This window comes from Streptomyces spinoverrucosus, assembly GCF_015712165.1.
GTDB classification, from domain to species: Bacteria; Actinomycetota; Actinomycetes; order Streptomycetales; family Streptomycetaceae; genus Streptomyces; species Streptomyces spinoverrucosus_A.
Window position 1 is genome coordinate 6,315,781 of the sequence record NZ_JADPZX010000001.1, and the last position, 19,278, is coordinate 6,335,058.

At 69.6% G+C, this 19,278-nt stretch carries 19 protein-coding genes and 2 pseudogenes; 14 read left to right on the forward strand and 7 right to left on the reverse strand.

Annotated elements, in window-relative coordinates:
* Positions 1-4 precede the first annotated feature (4 nt).
* Positions 5-856 carry a fumarylacetoacetate hydrolase family protein gene (locus I2W78_RS28730; protein WP_196463144.1) on the reverse strand — a complete coding sequence of 284 codons (852 nt, stop codon included), beginning with the start codon at positions 854-856 and terminating at the stop codon, positions 5-7.
* 851 nt (positions 857-1,707) lie between these two features.
* Here I2W78_RS28730 and I2W78_RS28735 point away from each other — a divergent pair.
* The 5 genes from I2W78_RS28735 to I2W78_RS28755 all read left to right on the forward strand — a co-directional run bounded on the left by I2W78_RS28735 (position 1,708) and on the right by I2W78_RS28755 (position 7,307).
* Positions 1,708-2,757 carry a sugar ABC transporter substrate-binding protein gene (locus I2W78_RS28735; protein WP_196463145.1) on the forward strand — a complete coding sequence of 350 codons (1,050 nt, stop codon included), beginning with the start codon at positions 1,708-1,710 and terminating at the stop codon, positions 2,755-2,757.
* A 106-nt stretch (positions 2,758-2,863) separates the two neighbouring features.
* A complete protein-coding gene (locus tag I2W78_RS28740) occupies positions 2,864-4,435 on the forward strand; it encodes a sugar ABC transporter ATP-binding protein (RefSeq protein ID WP_196463146.1) in 1,572 nt (523 codons plus the stop codon).
* Positions 4,436-4,437: 2 nt separating this feature from the next.
* Positions 4,438-5,481: an ABC transporter permease gene (locus I2W78_RS28745; RefSeq protein ID WP_196463147.1), complete on the forward strand. Its 1,044-nt coding sequence runs from the start codon at positions 4,438-4,440 to the stop codon at positions 5,479-5,481.
* Positions 5,482-5,572: 91 nt separating this feature from the next.
* Positions 5,573-6,274, forward strand: coding sequence for a FadR/GntR family transcriptional regulator (locus I2W78_RS28750; protein WP_196463148.1), 702 nt, complete (start codon positions 5,573-5,575; stop codon positions 6,272-6,274).
* 202 nt (positions 6,275-6,476) lie between these two features.
* Entirely contained in the window at positions 6,477-7,307 is an 831-nt protein-coding gene (locus I2W78_RS28755; protein ID WP_307783829.1) for an SDR family NAD(P)-dependent oxidoreductase, read from the forward strand.
* Between the two features lie 78 nt (positions 7,308-7,385).
* Here I2W78_RS28755 and I2W78_RS41485 read toward each other — a convergent pair whose 3' ends face one another.
* The 3 genes from I2W78_RS41485 to lgt form a co-directional block, all read right to left on the reverse strand.
* On the reverse strand, positions 7,386-7,676 hold the full coding sequence (locus tag I2W78_RS41485) for an SIP domain-containing protein (protein ID WP_307783831.1): 291 nt from the start codon (positions 7,674-7,676) through the stop codon (positions 7,386-7,388).
* Positions 7,677-8,101: 425 nt separating this feature from the next.
* Positions 8,102-8,464 (reverse strand): DUF6069 family protein, encoded by a 363-nt coding sequence (locus I2W78_RS28765; RefSeq protein ID WP_307783832.1) that lies wholly within the window; start codon positions 8,462-8,464, stop codon positions 8,102-8,104.
* Between the two features lie 99 nt (positions 8,465-8,563).
* Positions 8,564-9,430 (reverse strand): prolipoprotein diacylglyceryl transferase, encoded by an 867-nt coding sequence (gene lgt, locus I2W78_RS28770; RefSeq protein WP_196463151.1) that lies wholly within the window; start codon positions 9,428-9,430, stop codon positions 8,564-8,566.
* A gap of 178 nt (positions 9,431-9,608) precedes the next feature.
* On the opposite strand from lgt, the gene I2W78_RS28775 reads away from it, so the two are divergent.
* Positions 9,609-10,832, forward strand: coding sequence for a sensor histidine kinase (locus I2W78_RS28775; protein WP_196463152.1), 1,224 nt, complete (start codon positions 9,609-9,611; stop codon positions 10,830-10,832).
* Positions 10,829-11,476 carry a response regulator gene (locus tag I2W78_RS28780; RefSeq protein ID WP_196463153.1) on the forward strand — a complete coding sequence of 216 codons (648 nt, stop codon included), beginning with the start codon at positions 10,829-10,831 and terminating at the stop codon, positions 11,474-11,476. The genes I2W78_RS28775 and I2W78_RS28780 overlap by 4 nt, the downstream gene beginning before the upstream one ends.
* 250 nt (positions 11,477-11,726) lie before the next feature.
* On the opposite strand, the pseudogene I2W78_RS28785 reads toward I2W78_RS28780, so the two are convergent.
* Together I2W78_RS28785 and I2W78_RS28790 are read right to left on the reverse strand one after the other, a co-directional pair.
* Positions 11,727-11,894 (reverse strand): annotated as a pseudogene (locus tag I2W78_RS28785) (thioredoxin family protein); the annotation flags it as partial.
* Between the two features lie 16 nt (positions 11,895-11,910).
* Positions 11,911-12,060 (reverse strand): annotated as a pseudogene (locus tag I2W78_RS28790) (thioredoxin-disulfide reductase); the annotation flags it as partial.
* Between the two features lie 391 nt (positions 12,061-12,451).
* On the opposite strand from I2W78_RS28790, the gene I2W78_RS28795 reads away from it, so the two are divergent.
* From I2W78_RS28795 to I2W78_RS28810, 4 genes are all read left to right on the forward strand, one after another.
* Complete coding sequence (locus I2W78_RS28795; RefSeq protein ID WP_374222708.1) at positions 12,452-12,772, forward strand: hypothetical protein; 321 nt, start codon at positions 12,452-12,454, stop codon at positions 12,770-12,772.
* Positions 12,769-13,407, forward strand: coding sequence for an AAA family ATPase (locus I2W78_RS28800; protein WP_307783834.1), 639 nt, complete (start codon positions 12,769-12,771; stop codon positions 13,405-13,407). Before I2W78_RS28795 ends, I2W78_RS28800 begins: the two co-directional genes overlap by 4 nt.
* Before the next feature lie 69 nt (positions 13,408-13,476).
* Positions 13,477-14,244, forward strand: a complete 768-nt coding sequence (locus I2W78_RS28805) for an SDR family NAD(P)-dependent oxidoreductase (protein WP_196463154.1) — start codon at positions 13,477-13,479, stop codon at positions 14,242-14,244.
* Positions 14,245-14,290: 46 nt separating this feature from the next.
* Entirely contained in the window at positions 14,291-15,454 is a 1,164-nt protein-coding gene (locus I2W78_RS28810) for a thiolase family protein (RefSeq protein WP_196463155.1), read from the forward strand.
* Here the strand turns inward: I2W78_RS28810 and I2W78_RS28815 are convergent.
* A complete protein-coding gene (locus I2W78_RS28815; protein WP_196463156.1) occupies positions 15,435-16,205 on the reverse strand; it encodes an enoyl-CoA hydratase-related protein in 771 nt (256 codons plus the stop codon). The two genes, I2W78_RS28810 and I2W78_RS28815, sit on opposite strands and share 20 nt — an antisense overlap.
* Positions 16,206-16,250: 45 nt before the next feature.
* Between I2W78_RS28815 and I2W78_RS28820 the strand changes: the two genes are divergently transcribed.
* The 3 genes from I2W78_RS28820 to I2W78_RS28830 are packed head-to-tail and all read left to right on the forward strand — an operon-like array spanning position 16,251 to position 19,204.
* A complete protein-coding gene (locus I2W78_RS28820) occupies positions 16,251-17,429 on the forward strand; it encodes a CaiB/BaiF CoA transferase family protein (protein WP_196463157.1) in 1,179 nt (392 codons plus the stop codon).
* Complete coding sequence (locus I2W78_RS28825; RefSeq protein WP_196463158.1) at positions 17,426-17,980, forward strand: DoxX family protein; 555 nt, start codon at positions 17,426-17,428, stop codon at positions 17,978-17,980. Before I2W78_RS28820 ends, I2W78_RS28825 begins: the two co-directional genes overlap by 4 nt.
* A gap of 33 nt (positions 17,981-18,013) precedes the next feature.
* On the forward strand, positions 18,014-19,204 hold the full coding sequence (locus tag I2W78_RS28830) for an amidohydrolase family protein (protein WP_196463159.1): 1,191 nt from the start codon (positions 18,014-18,016) through the stop codon (positions 19,202-19,204).
* The last annotated feature ends 74 nt before the right edge of the window (positions 19,205-19,278 follow it).

Genomic DNA, 19,278 nt, shown 5'->3' on the forward strand with positions numbered 1-19,278 from the left:
CCTTTCACGCTTGGCCGAAGGTCTGGCGCTGGCCGCCGAGCCCGTCCACGGACAGCTCGACGGTGTCACCGGAACGCAGATAGGGGGTGCCGGGCAGGCCGAGGGCCACGCCCGCGGGGGTACCGGTGTTGATCACGTCGCCCGGCTCGAGAACCATGTACTGGCTCAGGTACGACACGATGTGGTCCACCGGGAAGATCATGTCGCCGGTGTGGCCGTCCTGCCGCTTCACGCCGTTGACGCTCAGGCGCAGTCCGAGGTTCTGCGGGTCGCCGACCTCGTCGGCGGTGACCAGCCAGGGGCCGAGGGGATTGAAGGTCTCGCAGGACTTGCCCAGGTCCCACTGCGGCGAGTACTCCAGCTGGAACTCACGCTCCGAGACATCGTGGCTGACCGCGTAGCCGGCGATCACGGCCCGCGCGGCGGCAGGTCCGTCGAGGTAGCGCGCCCGGCGGCCGATGACGACCGCCAGTTCGACCTCCCAGTCGGTCTTCACCGAACCGCGGGGAATCAGCACCTCGTCGTACGGGCCCACGACCGTGCCCGGGTCCTTCATGAACACCACCGGACGCGGCGGGATCGGCGCTCCGGTCTCGGCGGCGTGGTCGCGGTAGTTCAGGCCGACACAGACGATTTTGCCGGGACGGGCGACAGGTGCGCCGACCCGCAGACCGTCCGCGTCCAGTTCGGGCAGCCCGCCCGCCGCGACCGCCGCACGGGCTCGGTCGACACCGTCCCCGGCAAGGAACGCGCCGTCGATGTCGTAGGCCACGGAGGACAGATCCAGCAGTCGGCCGTCGTCGGTGCGGACAGCGGGCCGCTCCTCGCCGGGCGCGCCGACTCGTAGCAGTTTCACTGGGCAACTCCTTGCCATGGGTGGTTCGTGAGGGGGTGACCGGCCGTATGGGCGCGCCGCCGTCGGTGCCATGAGCAGGACCTGCGGAGGGGTTGGCGCCTCTTCGCAGTCATCGGAGGAATGGTGGCAGGGCGACTGTAGACGCAGAAGGGCCCGCTGACCAAGGAAACCTCGGATGTATTTCGCCACCGTTGGCTGCTGCGTCCCGCCTATCTGGTTGGTATGGGTTGTTTTGTCCATGAATAGAGATGAGGTTCGATGTCTTCCCCCCGATGAATCCGGAGAGCCCTCACACGCTCATCTTCCCTGCTGAGAGCAGGGAGCGTCGGTCGGTTCTCCGGGCCTTGAGGGGGCCGGCACCGCCTCGCATCCGTCCCGCCTCGCCATCGCGAGGAGGTCTGCGGTGGCCTCGTTGCCGAATTGTGAGCTGTTGTCGCTCGGTGCCTCGAACCGGCTGTCATCGATATAAACGCAGTTGGGAAGCAGTTGTGGCAGACGATCCAGGGTGCCCGCGCGGACTCGTGGCGCTCTGCGGTCCTCAGCAACGGAAATCTGCGGCCGTGCACTCTTGTCAACGCTGGCAACGCCGTCGTAACGTCCTCGACGTCCCAAATACATCGGAGGAATGGCTTGCACGTTCCGGTGTACAACCGGTGCGCACCGTGCGGCCGTTCAGCCTCCATGTCCGTCTGGCTGCCACTCCCTCACGCCCTGTCTGGTGCGGTCCGCGCATGCCCTGCGCCGGATCCGCAGTCTGCCCGGCGGCGGCCTCGTCCTTCCCCCGCAGGCGAGTACGCCCCCTCCACCCTCGCCCGGCGGCTCCCCGCCCTGCCTGAAGAGAGAACACGGTCATGAAGCTCGCTCGCACCCGCTCCACCGCCGCAGGCGTCATCGCCGTCGTGGCGGCGATGTCGCTCGTCACCGCGTGCAACCGCGACAGTTCCGACTCGGCCGGCTCGAGCAGTGACGCACCGGCGATCGGCATCGACCTGCCGCGCTCCGACTCCGACTTCTGGAACTCCTACGCGCAATACCTGAAGAAGGACATCAAGTCCGATGGTGTCAACGCCCTCCCGCTGAGCAATTCGCAGAACGACGTCACCAAGCTGGTCGCCAACGTCCAGGTGTTCCAGAACACCGGCGCCAAGGCCGTCGTCATGGCGCCCCAGGACACCGGCGCCATCGCCTCCACCCTCGACACCCTGTCGGCCGCGAAGATCCCGGTGGTCAGCGTCGACACCCGTCCCGACAAGGGCGACGTCTACATGGTGGTCCGCGCCGACAACAAGGCGTACGGCACCAAGGCCTGCGAGTACCTCGGCAAGCAGCTGAACGGCGAGGGCAAGGTCGCCGAGTTGCAGGGCGCCCTGGACTCCATCAACGGGCGCGACCGCTCCGAGGCCTTCGCCGCCTGCATGAAGGAGAAGTTCCCCAAGATCAAGGTGTTCGAGCTGCCCACCGACTGGAAGGGCGACGTGGCCTCCGCCAAGCTCCAGTCGCTGCTCGCCCAGCACCCCGACCTGAACGGCATCTACATGCAGGCCGGCGGTGTCTTCCTGCAGCCCACCCTGGCACTTCTCGAGCAGAAGAAGCTGCTCAAGCCGGCGGGCCAGAAGGGCCACATCACGATCATCTCCAACGACGGCATCCCGCAGGAGTTCGACGCCATCCGCAAGGGCCAGATCGACGCCACGATCTCCCAGCCCGCCGACCTCTACGCCAAGTACGCGCTGTACTACGCCCAGGCCGCGGCCGAGGGCAAGACCTTCAAGCCGGGCAAGACCGACCACGACTCCACCATCATCAAGATCCCGGGCGGCCTGGAGGACCAGCTGCCCGCCCCGCTGGTGACCAAGGACAACGTGGACGACAAGGCCCTGTGGGGCAACAACGTCGGCTGATCACCGGCAGTTCACGCCCGCGGTGGGGAGGGACCGGCACCTGCCTCCGTCCCCACCGCGCCCTTCCCCGCTCACCAGCATCCGACGTCAAAGGACGGAATCCACCATGGCGGATACCGCGACCGGTCCCGGGCATCCGGCTCCGGTGGCCGAGGCGACCGGCATCAGCAAACGGTTCGGCGCGACCGTCGCCCTGCGCGACGCACGTATCAGCATCGCCGCCGGCGAGTCGCACGCCCTGGTCGGCCGCAACGGCGCCGGCAAGTCGACGCTCGTGTCCATCCTCACCGGCCTCCAGCAGCCCGACACCGGATCCCTGCGCTTCTCGGGCGAGCCGGCGCCCGCCGTCGGCGACATCGACGCCTGGCGCTCCCGCGTCGCCTGCGTCTACCAGCGCTCCACCATCATCGGTGACCTGACCGTCGCCGAGAACCTCTTCCTGAACCGGCAGAGCGCCGGCGCGGTACAGCCCATCCGCTGGAAGCAACTGCGGCTGCGCGCGGAGGAGTTGCTCGGCGAGTACGGCGTGGCCGTCGACCCTGCCGCACGCGCGAAAGACCTCACCGTCGAGCAGCGGCAGTTCGTCGAGATCGCCAGGGCCCTGTCCTTCGGCGCCCGATTCATCATCCTCGACGAACCGACCGCCAAGCTCGACGCCCGCGGCATCGGCCGCCTCTTCGACAAGCTCCGCGACCTGCAGGGCCAGGGCGTCGCCTTCCTCTTCATCTCCCACCACCTGCAAGAGGTGTACGACCTCTGCAGCACGGTCACGGTCTACCGCGACGCGGCCCATATCCTCACCGCGCCCGTGGCCGAGCTCGGTCACCAGGCGCTGGTGGAGGCCATGACCGGTGAGTCCGCCTCCGTCGCGGCGGTCGACGGGAGCAGGTCCCCGGCCGCACGGGCCGGCTCCGAGGAACTGCTGGAGATCAGCGGCCTGACGCTGCCCGGTGCCTGCGAGGAGCTGTCTCTCTCGGTCCGCGCGGGCGAGGTGATCGGGCTCGCCGGTGCCGCGGCGAGCGGCAACGTCCAGGTGGGCGAGGCCGTCGCCGGTCTCCACCGGGCCAAGGACGGCAGGATCTCGGTCGGTGGCAGGAGCGTGCGCACCGGGAGCGTGCCGTCCGCCCTCGCCGCCGGGGTCGGTCTGGTCCCCGAGGACCGCCACCTCCAGGGACTGGTCAACAACCGCAGCGTGGCGGAGAACGCCACCCTGACCATCACCGACCAGCTCGGCCCGTTGGGCACGGTCCTGCCCGCCCGGACCAGGGCCTTCGCCCAGCGCATGATCCAGGACCTCGACATCAAGACCCCGGGCGCCGCCACACCCGTCTCCGCCCTGTCCGGCGGCAATCAGCAGAAGGTCGTCGTCGCCCGCGCCCTGGCCACCGACCCCCATGTGCTGGTGGCCATCCGCCCCACCAACGGCGTCGACGTCAAGTCCAAGGAGTTCCTGCTCGGCAGGATCCGGCAGGTCGCCGACGCAGGCCAGGCCGCGCTGATCGTCTCCGACGAACTGGACGACCTCAAAGTGTGTGACCGGGTCGTCGTCATGTTCCACGGCCGGGTGGTCGCCGAGTTCGACCGCGGCTGGAAGGACGACCAGCTCGTCGCCGCCATGGAGGGCGTCGGCACCCCCCTCGCATCCACCGTATCCGGCACCGACGAGCACGGAAGGTAGTCATGTCCGCCACCACAGATCTCACCGAGCCCGCAGCGAGCGCGGCGGAGCCGGCCACCGCGGACACCGCCCGCCGCCGGGTCGACCTCGGCCGCTTCCGTGAACTGTCCCTGGTCCCCGCCATCCTCGTCCTGATGCTGATCGGGTTCATCGTCTCGCCGGCCTTCCTCACCGCCGACAACCTCATCGGCGTCGCCCAGCAGTCCACCGAGCTGAGCCTGCTCGTCCTCGCCACCACTTTCATCCTCATCTGCGGACGGATGGACCTGTCCCTGGAGTCGACCATCGGTGTGGCTCCGGTCATCGCCGTGTGGCTCGTGCTGCCTTCCAGCGGCGGGCGGTTCATGGGCCTCGGGCTGTTTCCCGAATGGGCGGCGGTCCCGCTCTGCCTCCTGGTCGGCGCGGTGATTGGCGCAGTCAACGGCTTCCTCATCCTCAAACTGCGCCTCAACGGTTTCATCGTCACCCTCGGTGCCCTGACCATGCTGCGAGGCCTTCAGGTGGCCCTCTCCGAGGGTCAGTCCATCGTGGAGCTGCCGTCCTCGTTCACGTACCTGGGCAAGGCGTCCTGGCTGGGCGTGCCCGCCGCCATCTGGGTGTGCGCGGTGCTCTTCGCGATCGGCGGCAGTGCACTGGCCTGGCTGCGGCACGGCCGCGCGCTGTACGCGATCGGAGGCAACGCGGAGGCCGCCCGCACCGCAGGCATCCGCGTCGACCGGATCGTCTGGGTGGTGCTGATCATCGGCAGCCTGCTCGCCGCGTTCGCCGGCATCCTCTACAGCGGGCACTACGGCTCCATCTCCGCCACCCAGGGCAGCGGCTGGATCTTCCAGGTCTTCGCCGCCACCGTCATCGGCGGGGTCAGCCTCAACGGCGGCAAGGGCTCCGTCTTCGGCGCCCTTACCGGTGTCCTCACCCTCCAGCTCGTCGTCAACGTCATGACACTGGCGGGTGTACCGCCCCTGTGGAACCAGTTCCTCAACGGCGCGATCATCATCGTCGCCCTGATCATCTCCCGCTTCGCCTCCGGCGAGAAGCAGGAGTAGAGGCCGACTCCCGGCAGCTCAGCGCTCCGCCCGGACGAGGACCGGGCGGAGCGCGACGGCCCCTACGCATCCCCCACAGAGAGGCACCCCAGTGGCACTGACGGACGAGGCGATGGACAAAATCAAGGCGATGATCGTCGCCGGCGAACTCGCCCCGGGCTCCCGCCTGCCCAAGGAGGAGATCCTCGCCGCCCAGCTCGGGCTCTCCCGCAACTCGCTGCGCGAAGCCGTGCGGGCCCTGACCGCCATGCGGATCCTGGTCAGCCGGCAGGGCGACGGCACCTACGTCTCCAGCCTGGAACCCCACCTTCTCCTCGAAAACCTGTCCTTCGCAGCGGATGTCTCCCAGGGGCGTGCCGCCCTGCAGTTGCTCCAGGTACGCAGACTGCTCGAACCCCAGGCGACCGGACTGGCCGCGGCCATGCTGCAACCGCACGACCTCCAGGAACTCCGCGACATCCTCGACCGATGCCGTTCGGCCGCAACCGTCGAGGACTTCGTCGCCCACGACATCGCCTTCCACCTGCGCATCGTCGAAGCCGTCGGCAACCCGGTTCTGTCCATGCTCCTGGAGGTGCTCTCCACCCGCACTCAGCGGGTCCGCATCGTCCGAGGCAGCCGCACCCGTGATGCGCTGGACAGCGCCCACCAGGATCACGAGGAGATCCTCCGCGCGCTCCAGGCACGCGACGCGCTGCTCGCGGTCTCCGCCGCGACTGTTCACATCACCGCAGTCGAGCAGTGGCTGGTGACAAGCTGCGTCGACGACACTCTCCGTCCGATCGACGGCTGACCGCTCCCCGCCGCTTTCCGGGGCGCTCCCCAGGATCGTGCTTCAACTTGAATCGACCATCGGACGTACTCAATTGGGGCTCGTGGCCAGAGCGATGTCGCTGCCCCGGTGCGGCGCCTTCTCCCGGGACTGACCGGTCCCGGCGGTGTTCCTAGTCCGGCGCGCATACTCGCAGGATGTACGCGATCACGTCGTCCAGACCGTGCTCGGCGGTCTCGGTCGGCAGCGTGCCCATGTGGTCCTCACCGCGCGGGACGTGAAGCGCGGCGAGGCCGCGGCCGCTACCGTGCCAGGGAGCGTGGAGGTGCGCCGGCTCGACCTGGCCGACCTCGCCTCCGTGCGCGAGTTCGCTGCCGGCTGGCACGGCGATCTGGACGTGCTCATCAACAACGCCGGCGTCATGAACATCCCGAAGCCCACCCTGACCAAAAACGGCTTCGAGATGCAGTTCGGCACCGATCACCTGGGGCACTTCGCCTTGACCAACCTGCTGCTGCCGCACATCACCGACCGAGTGGTGACCGTCTCCTCCGGCGCGCACAAGGCGCCGGGCAGCCCGCGGATCCACTTCGACAACCTCAACCTGACCGGCGAGTACGCCCCCATGAAGGCCTACAGCCAGTCCAAGCTGGCCAACCTGCTGTTCACCCTGGAACTTCACCGCAGGCTCGCCGAAGCGGGCTCACCCGTACGCGCCCTGGCCGCGCACCCCGGCGCGGCCAAGAGCAACCTCAGCAGGCACAGCAGGCAGGACTCCCGCGTCCTCATGCGTGTCGGCAGCCGGTTGGCCGAATTGCTGCTCGCGCAGGAAACCCAGGCCGGCGCGCTGCCCACCCTGTATGCCGCCGTCGAGGACCTGCCCGGCGCCAGCTACGTCGGCCTTGACGGCTTCGGCGAGTTCCGGGGAGCCCCGACCCCGGTCGGCCGCTCGAAGGCAGCCAGCGACCCGACCACTGCCCGACGCCTGCAGACCGTCTCCGAGGAACTGACCGGCACTGCCTTCCCAGAACAGGCTCCGACAGCGCGGGCGTGACGCCCGGCCCGGCTCAAGCTCCTATCGATGGTGAGGACCGATCGCCGGTCCCAGCCTGCCTCCCGCACGAGCACCTTTTCACCGCTTGCACCGTCCGTGCTTCCCCTGCGACATAGGCGATGCCGCGAGCCGTCGTACGGCAGCAGGCAGCGGTGTATCGCCCCTGACCAGCCAGTCCAGGCGGTCGCCGTGGTCCAGCGGCAGCCGGTCGGCCTCCATCGCCGTCTCCACGCACCCCGAGACCCGCGCGTTCTCAAGGAGCGCGGCCATCGCCCCGAAGGCGATGGCCGCGGTCTCGTCCCCGGCGAAGAAATGGTTGGTGGCGTCGGGGCGCAGCACGAAGGATCCCTCCGGCCTGCTCAGCCGCACCTGGTCTCCCACCTCGGCGGCCCGTCCCCACCGGGCCCCGCGCCCGGCCGACCCAGCACGCACAGCTCGACAAGGCCCGCGGGTTCGTAGCGCCACACCGAGTACGTACGCCGGGTCAGCCCGCTGCCCACCAGGGATAGGGGCAACAAGGCGATGGGGGAAATGAGTTGGCGTCAGGTGGACGCCGGGACAAGCGACACCGCGTGTTCCACGGCGAATGCGATAGCAGGCGAGCCGCCCCTGGCGTCGTACCGGGCCATCACGTCCGGGAGCGGCCTGGACCTGTTTGCTGCCATCGAATGTTGAGCGCACCGGCAGGCGGCAGAGGCACCTCGCAACAAGGCGCCGGTCGGAGGTTACGGACGTACGGGTTCCCGAGTTCACGGAGCGCGACCAGCGGGGCCCAGGTGCCGACTGGTGCCTGGTCACCGAACCGAGCTCAGTGGCATGACCCTGTAGTACGTCGGCACTGCGATCACCGCGACCGCGACGTGCATCAGGAGCAGCGCCACCACACCGGTCACCTCGCCCTCGCCGAACAGGAAAAAGTCCGGCACGAAGGACAACACGACGACCGACGGGACGAGTCGGCGGAGCAGCCGTTCGGGATCGGCGGAGAACCGGCGGACGAGGGTCCACCCGACGGAGCCTCCCAGCACTCCCAGCGCGGTCAGAGAGATGTACGACGAGGGCTTCAACGGGCCGAATTCCTCCGGTGCACCTAGCGCTAGCGCCACTACGGCGATCAACGCGTTCACCAGCGAGGACAGCAGGAAGGCGACGAACACACCTCCCGCCACCATGATCGGACCACGACGGGAGGGGAGCGTTTCAGAGACTTGGGACATGGCAACTCCAAACGGATGCGAGGGATAGAGGGATATTGGTCAGTTCTTGGGGCTACTGGTGGCATTCACTTGTTGAAAGGGACGGCCGAAGTCGACGCCGTCCCGCCCGCCGACTGCGCGCCGCGTCGTCACCACGAGGTAGCAGACGGCGACGGCGACAACCAGCAGCGCGGTCCAGTTGTTGAGGCGCAGGCCGAGGATGTGGTGGGCCTCGTCCACCCGCAGGTACTCGATCCAGAAGCGACCTGCGCTGTACGTGGCGGCGTACAGCGCGAACGCCCGCCCCCGGTCGAGACGGAAGCGGCGATCCGCCCACAGGACCAGGGCGACCACGCCGAGGCACCACAACGACTCGTACAGGAACGCCGGGTGATAGGTGGCCAGGTTCGGGGTGTCCTCAGGCCGGTGCGCGGGGTCGATCTCCAGGGCCCAGGGGAGGGTGGTGGCCCGCCCGTAGAGCTCCTGGTTGAACCAGTTGCCCCAGCGGCCGATGGCCTGCCCCAGTGCGATGCCGGGAGCGACGGCGTCGGCGTACGCGGACAGCGGGATGCCGCTACGGCGGCAGCCGATCCAGGCTCCGACGGCACCGCCGGCGATGGCGCCCCAGATGCCGATACCGCCGTCCCAGATGAACAGGGCCTTGACCGGATCACCACCCTCGCCGAAGTACGCCTCGCTGGAGGTGATCACGTGGTAAAGGCGGGCGCCGACCACGCCGAAGGGGACCGCCCACAGAGCGACGTCCGTCACGACGGCCTTCTCCCCGCCGCGTGCGGCCCATCGACGGCCACCCAGCCACACGGCGGCGGCGATGCCGAGGATCAGCATCAGTGAGTAACCGCGCAGCGGCAGCGGCCCCAGCTGGACCTCACTGACGGACGGGCTGGGAATGAAGGCCAGGGTCACGGGTAGTTCCTCACAAGGGGCGGTGGAAGGGCAGGCCGTCGGCTCCGGGGCTGATCGTCGCCGCCAGCGTCCCTCCCGCACATCGACCGATCGACGCGTCGTTCGTCCACCGATCGGTGAACCCGCTCCGCTGGTCGGCTGATTCTGCCGCTACGCGGCTGCACCTACTCTGTAGGCCATGGCACTGCAACAGGCGTGGGACCGGCAGCGGTGGAAGGCCATGGGGCAGCACGCCTTCTTCGTCACCGTGCTCGCCTTGTCCATGCCGGGTGCGCTGGCCGGGGCGGATATGACGACCGGCGCCGCGCTGTCGCGGATCGGCCCGGCAGTGGGGCTCGCGCTTTGGTATGCGTACTGGATCGCGCTGCGCGGTGGCGCCGACCGCCCGCCGCTGCCCTACCTCGTCGGGGCCTTGTCCGGGTGGGCGGTCATGGCCGTGGTGGACCCCGCGTTCCTCCCGGTCGCCATGGCGGTGCTGAGCCCGTACTTGCTGCGGTGGGCCTGGTGGTCGGCCGGCGGGGTGCTGGTGCTGGGCGCCGCCTGGTCGTGGCAGAGCCTGACCACGGACGGCCCCGTCGACGTGCGGGCGCTCACGGGATGCGTACTCGGTACCGCCGTGGCGGTCACGATCACCTGCTACGTCGCGACCCTCGATCACGAGAGTCACAAGCGGCAGCGGCTCCTCGACGAGCTCACCGCCACCCAGGCCGAACGCGCGGCAGCGGAACGCCAGGCGGGCACCCTGGCCGAACGCCAGCGCCTGGCCCGCGAGGTGCACGACACGCTCACCCAGGGGTTCGCCTCCATCGCCATGCTGCTGGACGCCGCACGCGACGACCTGCCACCCGGCTCCCCTGCGGCCCGCCGCGTCGAGCAGGCCATGCGCACGGCCCGGGACAACCTCGCGGAGAGCCGCCGCCTCGTGCACGCTCTTCGCCCGGCGCCACTGGACCGCACGCACCTGGCAGAGGCGGTCCGTGAACTCACCGCCCGGCTCGCGGAGGAGACCGGCACCGAGGCCTACACGGTGGTGACCGGCCGCCCGGCCGCCCTGCCTCCCAGCACCGAGGGCGAGTTGCTGCGGGTCGTGCAGGAGGCACTGACCAACGCCCGGCGGCACTCCCGCGCGATGAGTGTCTCGGTCACGCTGTCGTACCTCGGCGACGTCCTGGCGATCGACGTCCAGGACGACGGCACCGGGTTCGCACCCGCTGCCCGGCATACGGGCGTTGGCCTGATCACCATGCGGGAGCGCATTGCCGCTGTGCACGGCACGTTCGCGGTCGAAAGCTCCCCGGGCGAGGGTACGACCGTCGCCGTCACGGTGCCCCTCCCGGTCGAGCCTTCCGCCTCCGACCCTTCAGCCGTGTCGGGCACCGAGCGGATGGCCCCGGCGTCATGAGGACGTCGGCCGGTCCCACGATCCGAGTCCTTCTCGCCGACGACCACCCCGTGGTCCGTGACGGGCTTGCCGCCATGCTCTCCACCCAGCCCGATTTCACGGTCGTCGGCGAAGCCGCCAGCGGCGCCGAGGCGCTGCGCCAGACCGCCTCACTCGCACCCGACGTCGTGCTGATGGACCTGCAGATGCCCGAAATGGACGGCACGACCGCGACCGCCGCCATCCGTGCCGCCCACCCCGAGGTGCGGGTTCTCGTCCTGACCACCTACGACACGGACGCCGACATCACTGCCGCCGTCGACGCCGGGGCAGTCGGCTACCTCCTCAAGGACACCGGACGACACGAGCTCTGCGAGGCCGTTCGGACCGCGGCTCGGGGAGGCGCGGCACTGTCGCCCACCGTGGCCGCCAAGGTCCTCGCCCATATGCGCGGCGACCGGGGCGCCGGCTTGTCCGGCAGGGAGCTCGAAGTCCTGTCCGCCGTGGCCCGGGGGCAGAGCAACAAACAGATCGCCCGCGCCCTGCGCCTGTCGGAGGCCACCGTCAAGACCCATCTGCTGCACATCTACGCCAAGCTCGACGTCCGCGACCGGACCGCCGCCGTCACCGCCGCACTGGGCAGGGGAATCATCCGGATGGACTGAAGGCTTTGCTGACGGCACGGCCTGGGGCAGTCCGGTGGGAGAGAGGCCGAGGAGGCCGCGGCGTCGCGCCGCCCGGGAACACGAAGCACCCCATGTTGACTTCCTGCGCCTCGGTATCCCACCAACACTCAGGACGAGCACGGCGACGAACCGCTCGTCGTCGCCGGTCTGTTGGACACAGGAGTTGCACCGGTCCAGGAGCGTCCCGTTGAGCCTGGATGGTGGCGTACGGCCAGGGCAGGACCGGGTTCTTGGTGATCTTGATCTTGTCGCCGTGCTCGGCGGCAATCGCCTTCAGCGAGGGGGCGAGCTGTCGGCAGGGGCCACACCAGGCAGCCCAGAAGTCCACCAGGACCGGCTTTTAGCTGGCGAGGACGTCCTGCTCGAAGGAGTCGTCGGTGACGTTCTTGAGAGCCATGATGTGTCTCCGGGCGTCAGACGGCGGCTACGGCCGGTTCGCCCGCGGTGTCGATGTCGCCCAGGGCGGCGAGATAGCGCTCTGCGTCCAGAGCAGCCGCACAGCCAGAGCCGGCCGCGGTGATGGCCTGGCGGTACCGGTCGTCGGATCGACCGCCCTGCTTGTACCGCCGGAAACGGAGCCGCTGAGCCATCGCCCGGACAGCGCACACGCGAGCCGACCTTCCCGTCGGTCTGCGGCTTCAGGATACGTCGGACGCCCGAGCAACAACGGTTGCCCATTCCGCAGTGCGCCCGCCGGTGTGTCGATGTGTGAGAACGCGGTCCCGAACACGGTGACCGTGACCTCCTCCACAGCGAGGGGTGGGTGGGCGTAGGTATCCCAGGTCTCAGAGAATTTGGCATGCCGGGAGAGTGCTTGCACGGTCTTCGGGTCGTGCTTGCCGGAGCCGCCGCGCGTGGTGGTGTAGAAGTGCTTGAGGTCGTGGAAGCGGGTGCGTTCCGGAAGCCCGGCTTGCTTCACTGCCCCTCGCCCGTCGGCGCTCGGCGCTTGGCGAGATGGGCTCCGAGGGAACTCTCGGCGGTCTCGTCCGGCAAGGTGAACCGCCCCGGCTCGCCGAGACCCTGCTGCGGATGACGGAGGCCGCGGCCTGGTGCTCGGCCGACCCCCTCTGCGCCGAGCACACCCGCCAGGGCTTCGGCAACCTCAACCGCGCGGCCTGCCACGCCTGCGCGCTGCTCCCCGAGACCAGCTGCGAGACCGGCAACACCCTCCTCGACCGCGCCCTGGTCGTCGGCGGCGAACGAGTACCCGGCTACCTGGAGTCCATCGTCACCGCGGCCCGCGCCGCGGCCGCAGACGCCGTGGAGGCGATGTGACCGTCACCTATCTCGACCTCACCCAGGAGCAGCGCTCCTGTCTCGACGATCTGCCCTTGGACGGCAACCACCTCATCAGCGGTCCGCCGGGAAGCGGCAAGAGCCTCCTGGCGGCCCAGCGAGCCGTCATGCTCGCCCTGACGGGAACGCCGGTGGTCCTGCTGACCTATTCCAACCTGCTGCACCAGTCACTGGCCGGAGCCGTCCACGTCCTGGGTCCCGTGGACCGCAGCGTGCGGGTGCGGACCGTGCACGCCTGGCTCGCCGAGTGGTACGGCGGGAAGCCGCCCGGCGGCCCGGACGGCTGGTTCGACTGGCCCGCCCTGTACGAGCGGGCCGCGGCGACCGCCCCGCCGCCCGGACTCACCCTGGTCGTGGACGAGGGACAGGACCTGCCACCGGAGTTCTACCGCCTCTGCCGACTGCTGGGAGCCCGCACGATGGTGTACGCGGACGAGTGCCAGAGTCTGACCGACACCAACTCCACGCTGGCCGAGATCGCTGAGCGCCTGGGCCACTGCGCGCGCCACGAACTCGACGGCAACCACCGCAACACCCGGCAAATCGCCTCCTTCGCGGCTCATTTCCACACCGGAGCCGGCATGCCTCCGATCCCGGAACGGGACGGCCATTAAATATGATATACAAAAGGTTGGGTTCTGGCGATCCGAGGCTGCCGAGCAGCCCCAGTGGGAGGTGCGCCCATGGACGTGGCAAAGAAGGTCGCCGTCGTGGCAGGCGGAGCGTCGGGCATGGGGCGGGCAACTGCCCTGGCGCTGGCAGGACGAGGGGCCTTGGTGGCAGTGCTCGATCTGCCGTCGGGGGCCGGTAAGGAGGTGGCCGCGGAGCTCGGTGGCGGTGCGACCTTCCATCCCTGCGACATCACTGATGCCGATGGCACCGAGGCCGCCCTGGCTGCCGTCGTGGAGGCCCACGGGTCGCTGCATGTCGCGGTCAACACGGCGGGCGGCGGCGTCAGCAGGCGCATCATCGGCAAGGACGGCCCGATGCCGCTGGCGGACTTCCGGCGGCTCGTCGAGCTGAACCTCGTCGCGACATTCAACCTCAACCGCCTGCAGGCCTGGCACATGAGCAAGAACGAGCCCGACGAGGGCGGAGAGCGGGGGGTCATCGTCAACACGTCCTCCATCGCCGCCTTCGAGGGCCAGATCGGCCAGGTCGCGTACTCGGCGGCCAAGGCGGGCATCGCCGGGATGAGCCTGACCATGGCGCGCGATCTCGGCAGCCTGGGAATCCGGGTGATGACCATCGCGCCCAGTCTGTTCGCGACCGGACTTCTCGAAGGCGCGTCGGAGGACGTCATCGCCACCCTCACCAAGGACGCGGCCTTCCCCAAGCGGGCCGGCCTCCCCGAGGAGTACGCATGGCTGGCCGAGGCCATCGTGCGCAACCCCATGCTCAACGGGCAGACGATCCGGCTCGACGGGGGCCAGCGGTTCGCCCCGAGGTGAGGCGGAGCAGGCAGCGGATCACCCTGCTACGAGGAGGAGTTGCCCCATGACCGAAGCGGTGATCGTCTCGGCCGTCCGCACACCGATCGGGCGGTCCCACAAGGGAACGTTGCGCGAAGTCGACGCCTTCCAGCTCGCGCGCACGGCCGTCACCGCGGCCGTCGATCGCTCGGGGCTTCCCGTGGAGGAGATCGACGACCTGGTGCTCGCCGAATCACTGCAGGGCGGTGGCGTCATCGGGCGGTACGTGGCGCTGGAGGCGGGCATGACCGCGGTGCCGGCCGTTGCCGTCAACCGTCATTGCGCCGGAGGGCTTTCGGCCGTGCAGCTCGCTGCGGCGTCGATCAGGTCCGGCATGGACCGGGTGGTCATCGCCGGCGGAACCGAGAGCCTCAGCACCATGCCGCGCGTACTGAAGTCCGTGCCGCCGTCGGCGGGGGAGCCGACTGCGTGGATGTCGCCGACGCATCCCGAGACGCCCCGCGCGCCGGCGGCGGACATGTCGGTGACCGTCGGCGAGAACACCGCGAGGCTCGCCGGGATCGGCCGGAAAGAGGCGGACGCCTGGGCCCTCGCCTCGCACACCCGCGCGGCCACCGCCATAGCGGCAGGGCACTTCGCGCAGGAGATCACTCCGGTGCCGCTGCCGGACGGGAGTGAGTTCGGCGTCGACGAGCATCCGCGCGCGGGCACGACCGCGGAACGGCTCGCGGAACTGCCCGTACTGCACCCCGAGTTGGACGGGGCGGTCATCACCGCGGGAAACTCCGCAGGGCTGAACGACGGAGCCGCCGCCCTCGTCGTCACCTCCGACGGCTACGCCGCGGCCCATGGGATCGCGCCGCTCGGCCGGGTCGTCGCCTGGGCGTCGGTCGGGGTCGAACCGGAGCGGACCGGCCTGGCCCCGACGCTCGCGATCCCGCTGGCACTGGAGCGGGCCGGACTCAAGTCCAGCGACATCGATCTCTTCGAGATCAATGAGGCGTTCACCACCGTGGCCGCCGCATCGAGCAAGATCCTCGGCATCGAGGAGACACGCCTCAATGTGAACGGGAGCGGATGCGGCCTGGGGCATCCGGTCGCGGCGACAGGAGCCCGGATGGTCGTCACCATGCTCGGTGAACTGCGCCGCAGGGGCGCGACGTTCGGATGCCTCTCGATGTGCGCGGGCGGCGGCCTGGGCTCCGCGCTCATCGTCGAGCTGCTGTGATCCGGGCCCGGACGCGGGCGAGCGCCTCGGCGAACTCGGGCTGGGTCATGGACCATTGCTGAGCCTGAAGCTCGACCGCGAAGGCCGCGTCCGCGTCGGTGAGCGTCAGACTGCGGATCAGGGTCTCCTTCGTTCTGCGGACGAGGCGGGGCGACCGTTGCGCGGCTCGCGTGGCGAGCGACATGACGGTCTGTTCCAGCTCGCTCTCTGCGACACAACGCCAGGCGAGTCCGTGTTCGACGGCCTGCTGCCCGGTCAATGTGTCACCGCACAGGACCATGGCGGCGGCCCCTTGCGCACCGACGCGGGCGGCGAGGCGGAAGAGATGGCCGCCGCCCGGGTGGATACCGACGTCCAGGAACCGCGGGTCGAACCGGGCCCCCGGTGTGGCGATGACGATGTCACAGGCCAGCGGCAGGTTGACACCGGCACCGATGGCGGGGCCGGCGACAGCGGCGATCGTCGGGACCGGGGCACCGGCCAGAGCCGTCATCCCCGCGAACATCGCGGGGAGCGGGTCGGCGCGGTCGAGCAACGCGTCGAGCGAGCCGCCCGCGCAGAACACCGGTGGCGCTGCGGTCAGGACGAGCGCTCGGGCGCCGGCATCCAGTGCGTCCCCTACGGCGTGCGCGAGGTCGTCGCTCAACTGCCTTGACAGCGCGTTGCGGTGATCGGGATCGGCCAGGGTCAGCACGGCCACCCCCTCGGTGAGGCGGGACTCGACGAGGGCGTCGCCGACGGGCTTCGACATGGGGTGCCCCTTCCGTAAGTCGAATAGATATTATATACAAGTTGCATGCAGCCTTTGACCGGAACCCTGGTCCTCGCCCTTGAACAGGCCGTCGCGGGGCCCCTGTGCACGCGTCACCTGGGTGACCTGGGCGCGCGTGTCGTCAAGGTGGAGAGTCCAGGAGGCGGTGACTTCGCCCGTGACTACGACGACGTGGTGAACGGCCTGTCGGCGCACTTCACCTGGGCGAACCGGAACAAGGAGTCCGTGGTGCTGGACCTCAAGCAGCCCGCCGGGCGACAGGCGCTGGACCGCCTCATCGCCCGGGCCGACGTCGTGGTGCAGAACCTCGCACCGGGTGCGGCGGCCCGACTGGGCGTGGGGTCGGCGGAGTTGAGGTCCCGCAGGCCCGAGCTGATCGCCGTCGACATCTCCGGTTACGGACGCGGCGGCCCGTATGCGCAGGCGCGCGCGTACGACCTGCTCGTGCAGTCCGAGGCCGGTTCGTGTGCCATCACCGGGACGGCCGGGGCCCCGGCCAAGCCGGGCATCCCGCTCGCCGACATCGGAGCGGGCATGTACGCGTTCGCGAGCGTGCTCGCGGCGCTCTACGCACGGCAACGGACCGGCGACGGCGCGACGATCTCCGTAGGACTCTTCGATGCCGTCGCCGAATGGATGGGCTTCGCGCTCAACCAGGCCCGCTACGGGGGAGTGGACCTGGAACCCAACGGCGTGAGCTCGCCCATGGTCGCACCCTACGGCGCCTACCGGACGGCCGACCTGCAGACTCTGGTCCTCGGCACGACGAACGACTCCGAGTGGCGCCGGCTCGCCACGAAGGTGCTCGACCGCCCCGATCTCGCCGACGATCCGCGGTACGCGACGAACAGCGGGCGGGTGGCCCGACGCGGGGAGCTGGACGAGGTCATCGGGGAGTGGGCGGGGCGGCACACACTCGCCGAGTGCCGGGTACGGGCGGAGAGCGCGGGCCTGGGGCATGCGCGGCTCAACAGCCCGACCGAGGTGCTCGGCCATCCTCAGCTCACGGAGCGGAACAGGTGGCGAGAAGTGGACTCGCCCGTCGGGCCGGTCAGTGTGCTGATGCCGCCGCCGGAAACCGATGCCTGGACCTGGCGCCTCGATCCGGTGCCCGGGCTCGGCGAGCACACGGAGTCCGTCCTCAAGGAGCTGGGCTGCACCGCCGCGGAGATCGAGGCGCTGACCGAGGGGTCCGCCGCATGAACGACGCGGACATCGCCGGCCTTCTCCTCCGCCTGGTGCTCGGTGGCACGATGATCGCCCACGGCTGGAACCACGCGTTCGGCGGCGGACGACTGCCGGGAACCGCCCGCTGGTTCGAGTCCATCGGGATCCGGCCCGGCAGACTGCACGCCCTGCTCGCCACACTGACCGAGCTCGGCGCAGGAGTACTGCTGGTCGCCGGCCTGCTGAACGCACTCGCCGCCGGCGCGGTGATCGGCACCATGGCCGTCGCCCTGATCGCCAACCACCTGCGCAACGGCTTCTTCATCTTCCGGCCCGGAGAAGGCTACGAGTACGTCCTGATGATCATCGTCGTGGCGGCGGCACTGGCCGCCCTGGGCCCCGGGAGGCTCTCCGCCGACCATCTGATCGGCGTCGGACTCGACGGCTGGTCAGGGCTCGCCACCGCCGTCGGGATCGGCTCGGTCGGCGCGGCCGGGCTGCTCGCGACCTGCTGGCGGCGGCCGGCGCCCCGACGTCAGACCGACCCCGACCGCCAGGCCGACGACCCCCAACTCCAGCCCGAGTAGAGACCGTTCGACCCAAGGTTCCCAGGAGGACTGATGGAGATCCCGAAGCTGATCGACGTGGACGCCCATGTCGTCGAGCCGCCGACCCTGTGGAGCAGCCGGCTTCCCGCGCGGCTCAAGGAGCGCGGGCCGCGCATCGTGCACGCACCAGGCGGCGAGGTCGAACTCGTCGACGGCAAGTACGTCGAGAAGCCCGGCACCGAGGGGCCCGACGTGGCCTGGTGGGTCTACGAGGACACCTGGACCCAGATCAAGCGGTACATAGCCGCGGCCGGCGTACCCGCGGACGAGGTCACCAACGACGGTGTCACCTATGAGGACATGCGCCCCGGCTGCTGGATCCCGTCGGAGCGCATCGCGGACATGGAGCTCAACGGGGTCGAGGCGCAGATGTGCTTCCCCAACTACCCGCGTTTCTGCGGTCAGATCTTCCTCTGGGGCAAGGACCGCGACCTCGCGCTCCAGTGCGTCAAGGCCTACAACGACTGGATGGTCGAGGAGTGGTGCGGTTCCAGCGGGGGCCGGCTCATCCCGCAGTGTCTCATCCCCCTGTGGGACGTCGACCTCGCCGTCGCCGAGCTGCGCCGCAACGCGGCCCGCGGCGTGCCGGCCGTCGCGTTCAGCGAACTGCCCGCGTACCTGGGCCTGCCGAGTCTGCACTCGCGGTACTGGGACCCGTTCTTCGCGGCCTGCGAGGAGACGGGCACGGTGCTCTCCATGCACATCGGCTCGGGCACCAAGACGCCGCAGACCTCGCCCGACGCACCAGGAGCGGTCGGCGCGACCATCATCTTCGGCAACAGCGTGGCCAGCATGACGGACTTCCTGTTCTCGGGCGTCCTGCACCGATTCCCGAAGCTGAAGCTGCTGTACGCCGAGGCGCAGATCGGATGGGTGCCGTACCTGCTCGAACGGGTCGACGACGTCTGGGAGACGCACCGCGGCTGGGCGCAGGGCCAGAACCAGTGCCCCGAGCCACCGTCCACGTACTACTACCGGCAGATCACCAGCTGCTTCTTCAAGGACAACGTGGGGGTGGAACTGCTCGACCGGGTCGGCCTCGACAACGTGACCTTCGAGACGGACTACCCGCACCAGGACGGCACCTGGCCGCGCTCGCGCGAGGCGGCCGCCGAACAGTTCGGACACCTCGACGAGAAGGCCGTCCGCCAGATCGCCCGGGGCAACGCCATCAGGCTCCTCGGCCTTGACCTTCCGGTCTGACCTGCAAGTTTGATATTTGAGGTAATCTGCAATCAGCCCGACTGCAGGACCAATCGATCAACTGCAGGACTACG

What these genes read in the sequence shown, in the direction of transcription:
- I2W78_RS28735 (WP_196463145.1), top strand. Translation starts at nt 1,708, where the DNA reads ATGAAGCTCGCTCGCACCCGCTCCACCGCCGCAGGCGTCATCGCCGTC.
- I2W78_RS28740 (WP_196463146.1), top strand. Translation starts at nt 2,864, where the DNA reads ATGGCGGATACCGCGACCGGTCCCGGGCATCCGGCTCCGGTGGCCGAG.
- I2W78_RS28745 (WP_196463147.1), top strand. Translation starts at nt 4,438, where the DNA reads ATGTCCGCCACCACAGATCTCACCGAGCCCGCAGCGAGCGCGGCGGAG.
- I2W78_RS28775 (WP_196463152.1), top strand. Translation starts at nt 9,609, where the DNA reads ATGGCACTGCAACAGGCGTGGGACCGGCAGCGGTGGAAGGCCATGGGG.
- I2W78_RS28780 (WP_196463153.1), top strand. Translation starts at nt 10,829, where the DNA reads ATGAGGACGTCGGCCGGTCCCACGATCCGAGTCCTTCTCGCCGACGAC.
- I2W78_RS28795 (WP_374222708.1), top strand. Translation starts at nt 12,452, where the DNA reads ATGGGCTCCGAGGGAACTCTCGGCGGTCTCGTCCGGCAAGGTGAACCG.
- I2W78_RS28805 (WP_196463154.1), top strand. Translation starts at nt 13,477, where the DNA reads ATGGACGTGGCAAAGAAGGTCGCCGTCGTGGCAGGCGGAGCGTCGGGC.
- I2W78_RS28810 (WP_196463155.1), top strand. Translation starts at nt 14,291, where the DNA reads ATGACCGAAGCGGTGATCGTCTCGGCCGTCCGCACACCGATCGGGCGG.
- I2W78_RS28815 (WP_196463156.1), bottom strand. Translation starts at nt 16,205, where the DNA reads ATGTCGAAGCCCGTCGGCGACGCCCTCGTCGAGTCCCGCCTCACCGAG.
- I2W78_RS28820 (WP_196463157.1), top strand. Translation starts at nt 16,251, where the DNA reads ATGCAGCCTTTGACCGGAACCCTGGTCCTCGCCCTTGAACAGGCCGTC.
- I2W78_RS28825 (WP_196463158.1), top strand. Translation starts at nt 17,426, where the DNA reads ATGAACGACGCGGACATCGCCGGCCTTCTCCTCCGCCTGGTGCTCGGT.
- I2W78_RS28830 (WP_196463159.1), top strand. Translation starts at nt 18,014, where the DNA reads ATGGAGATCCCGAAGCTGATCGACGTGGACGCCCATGTCGTCGAGCCG.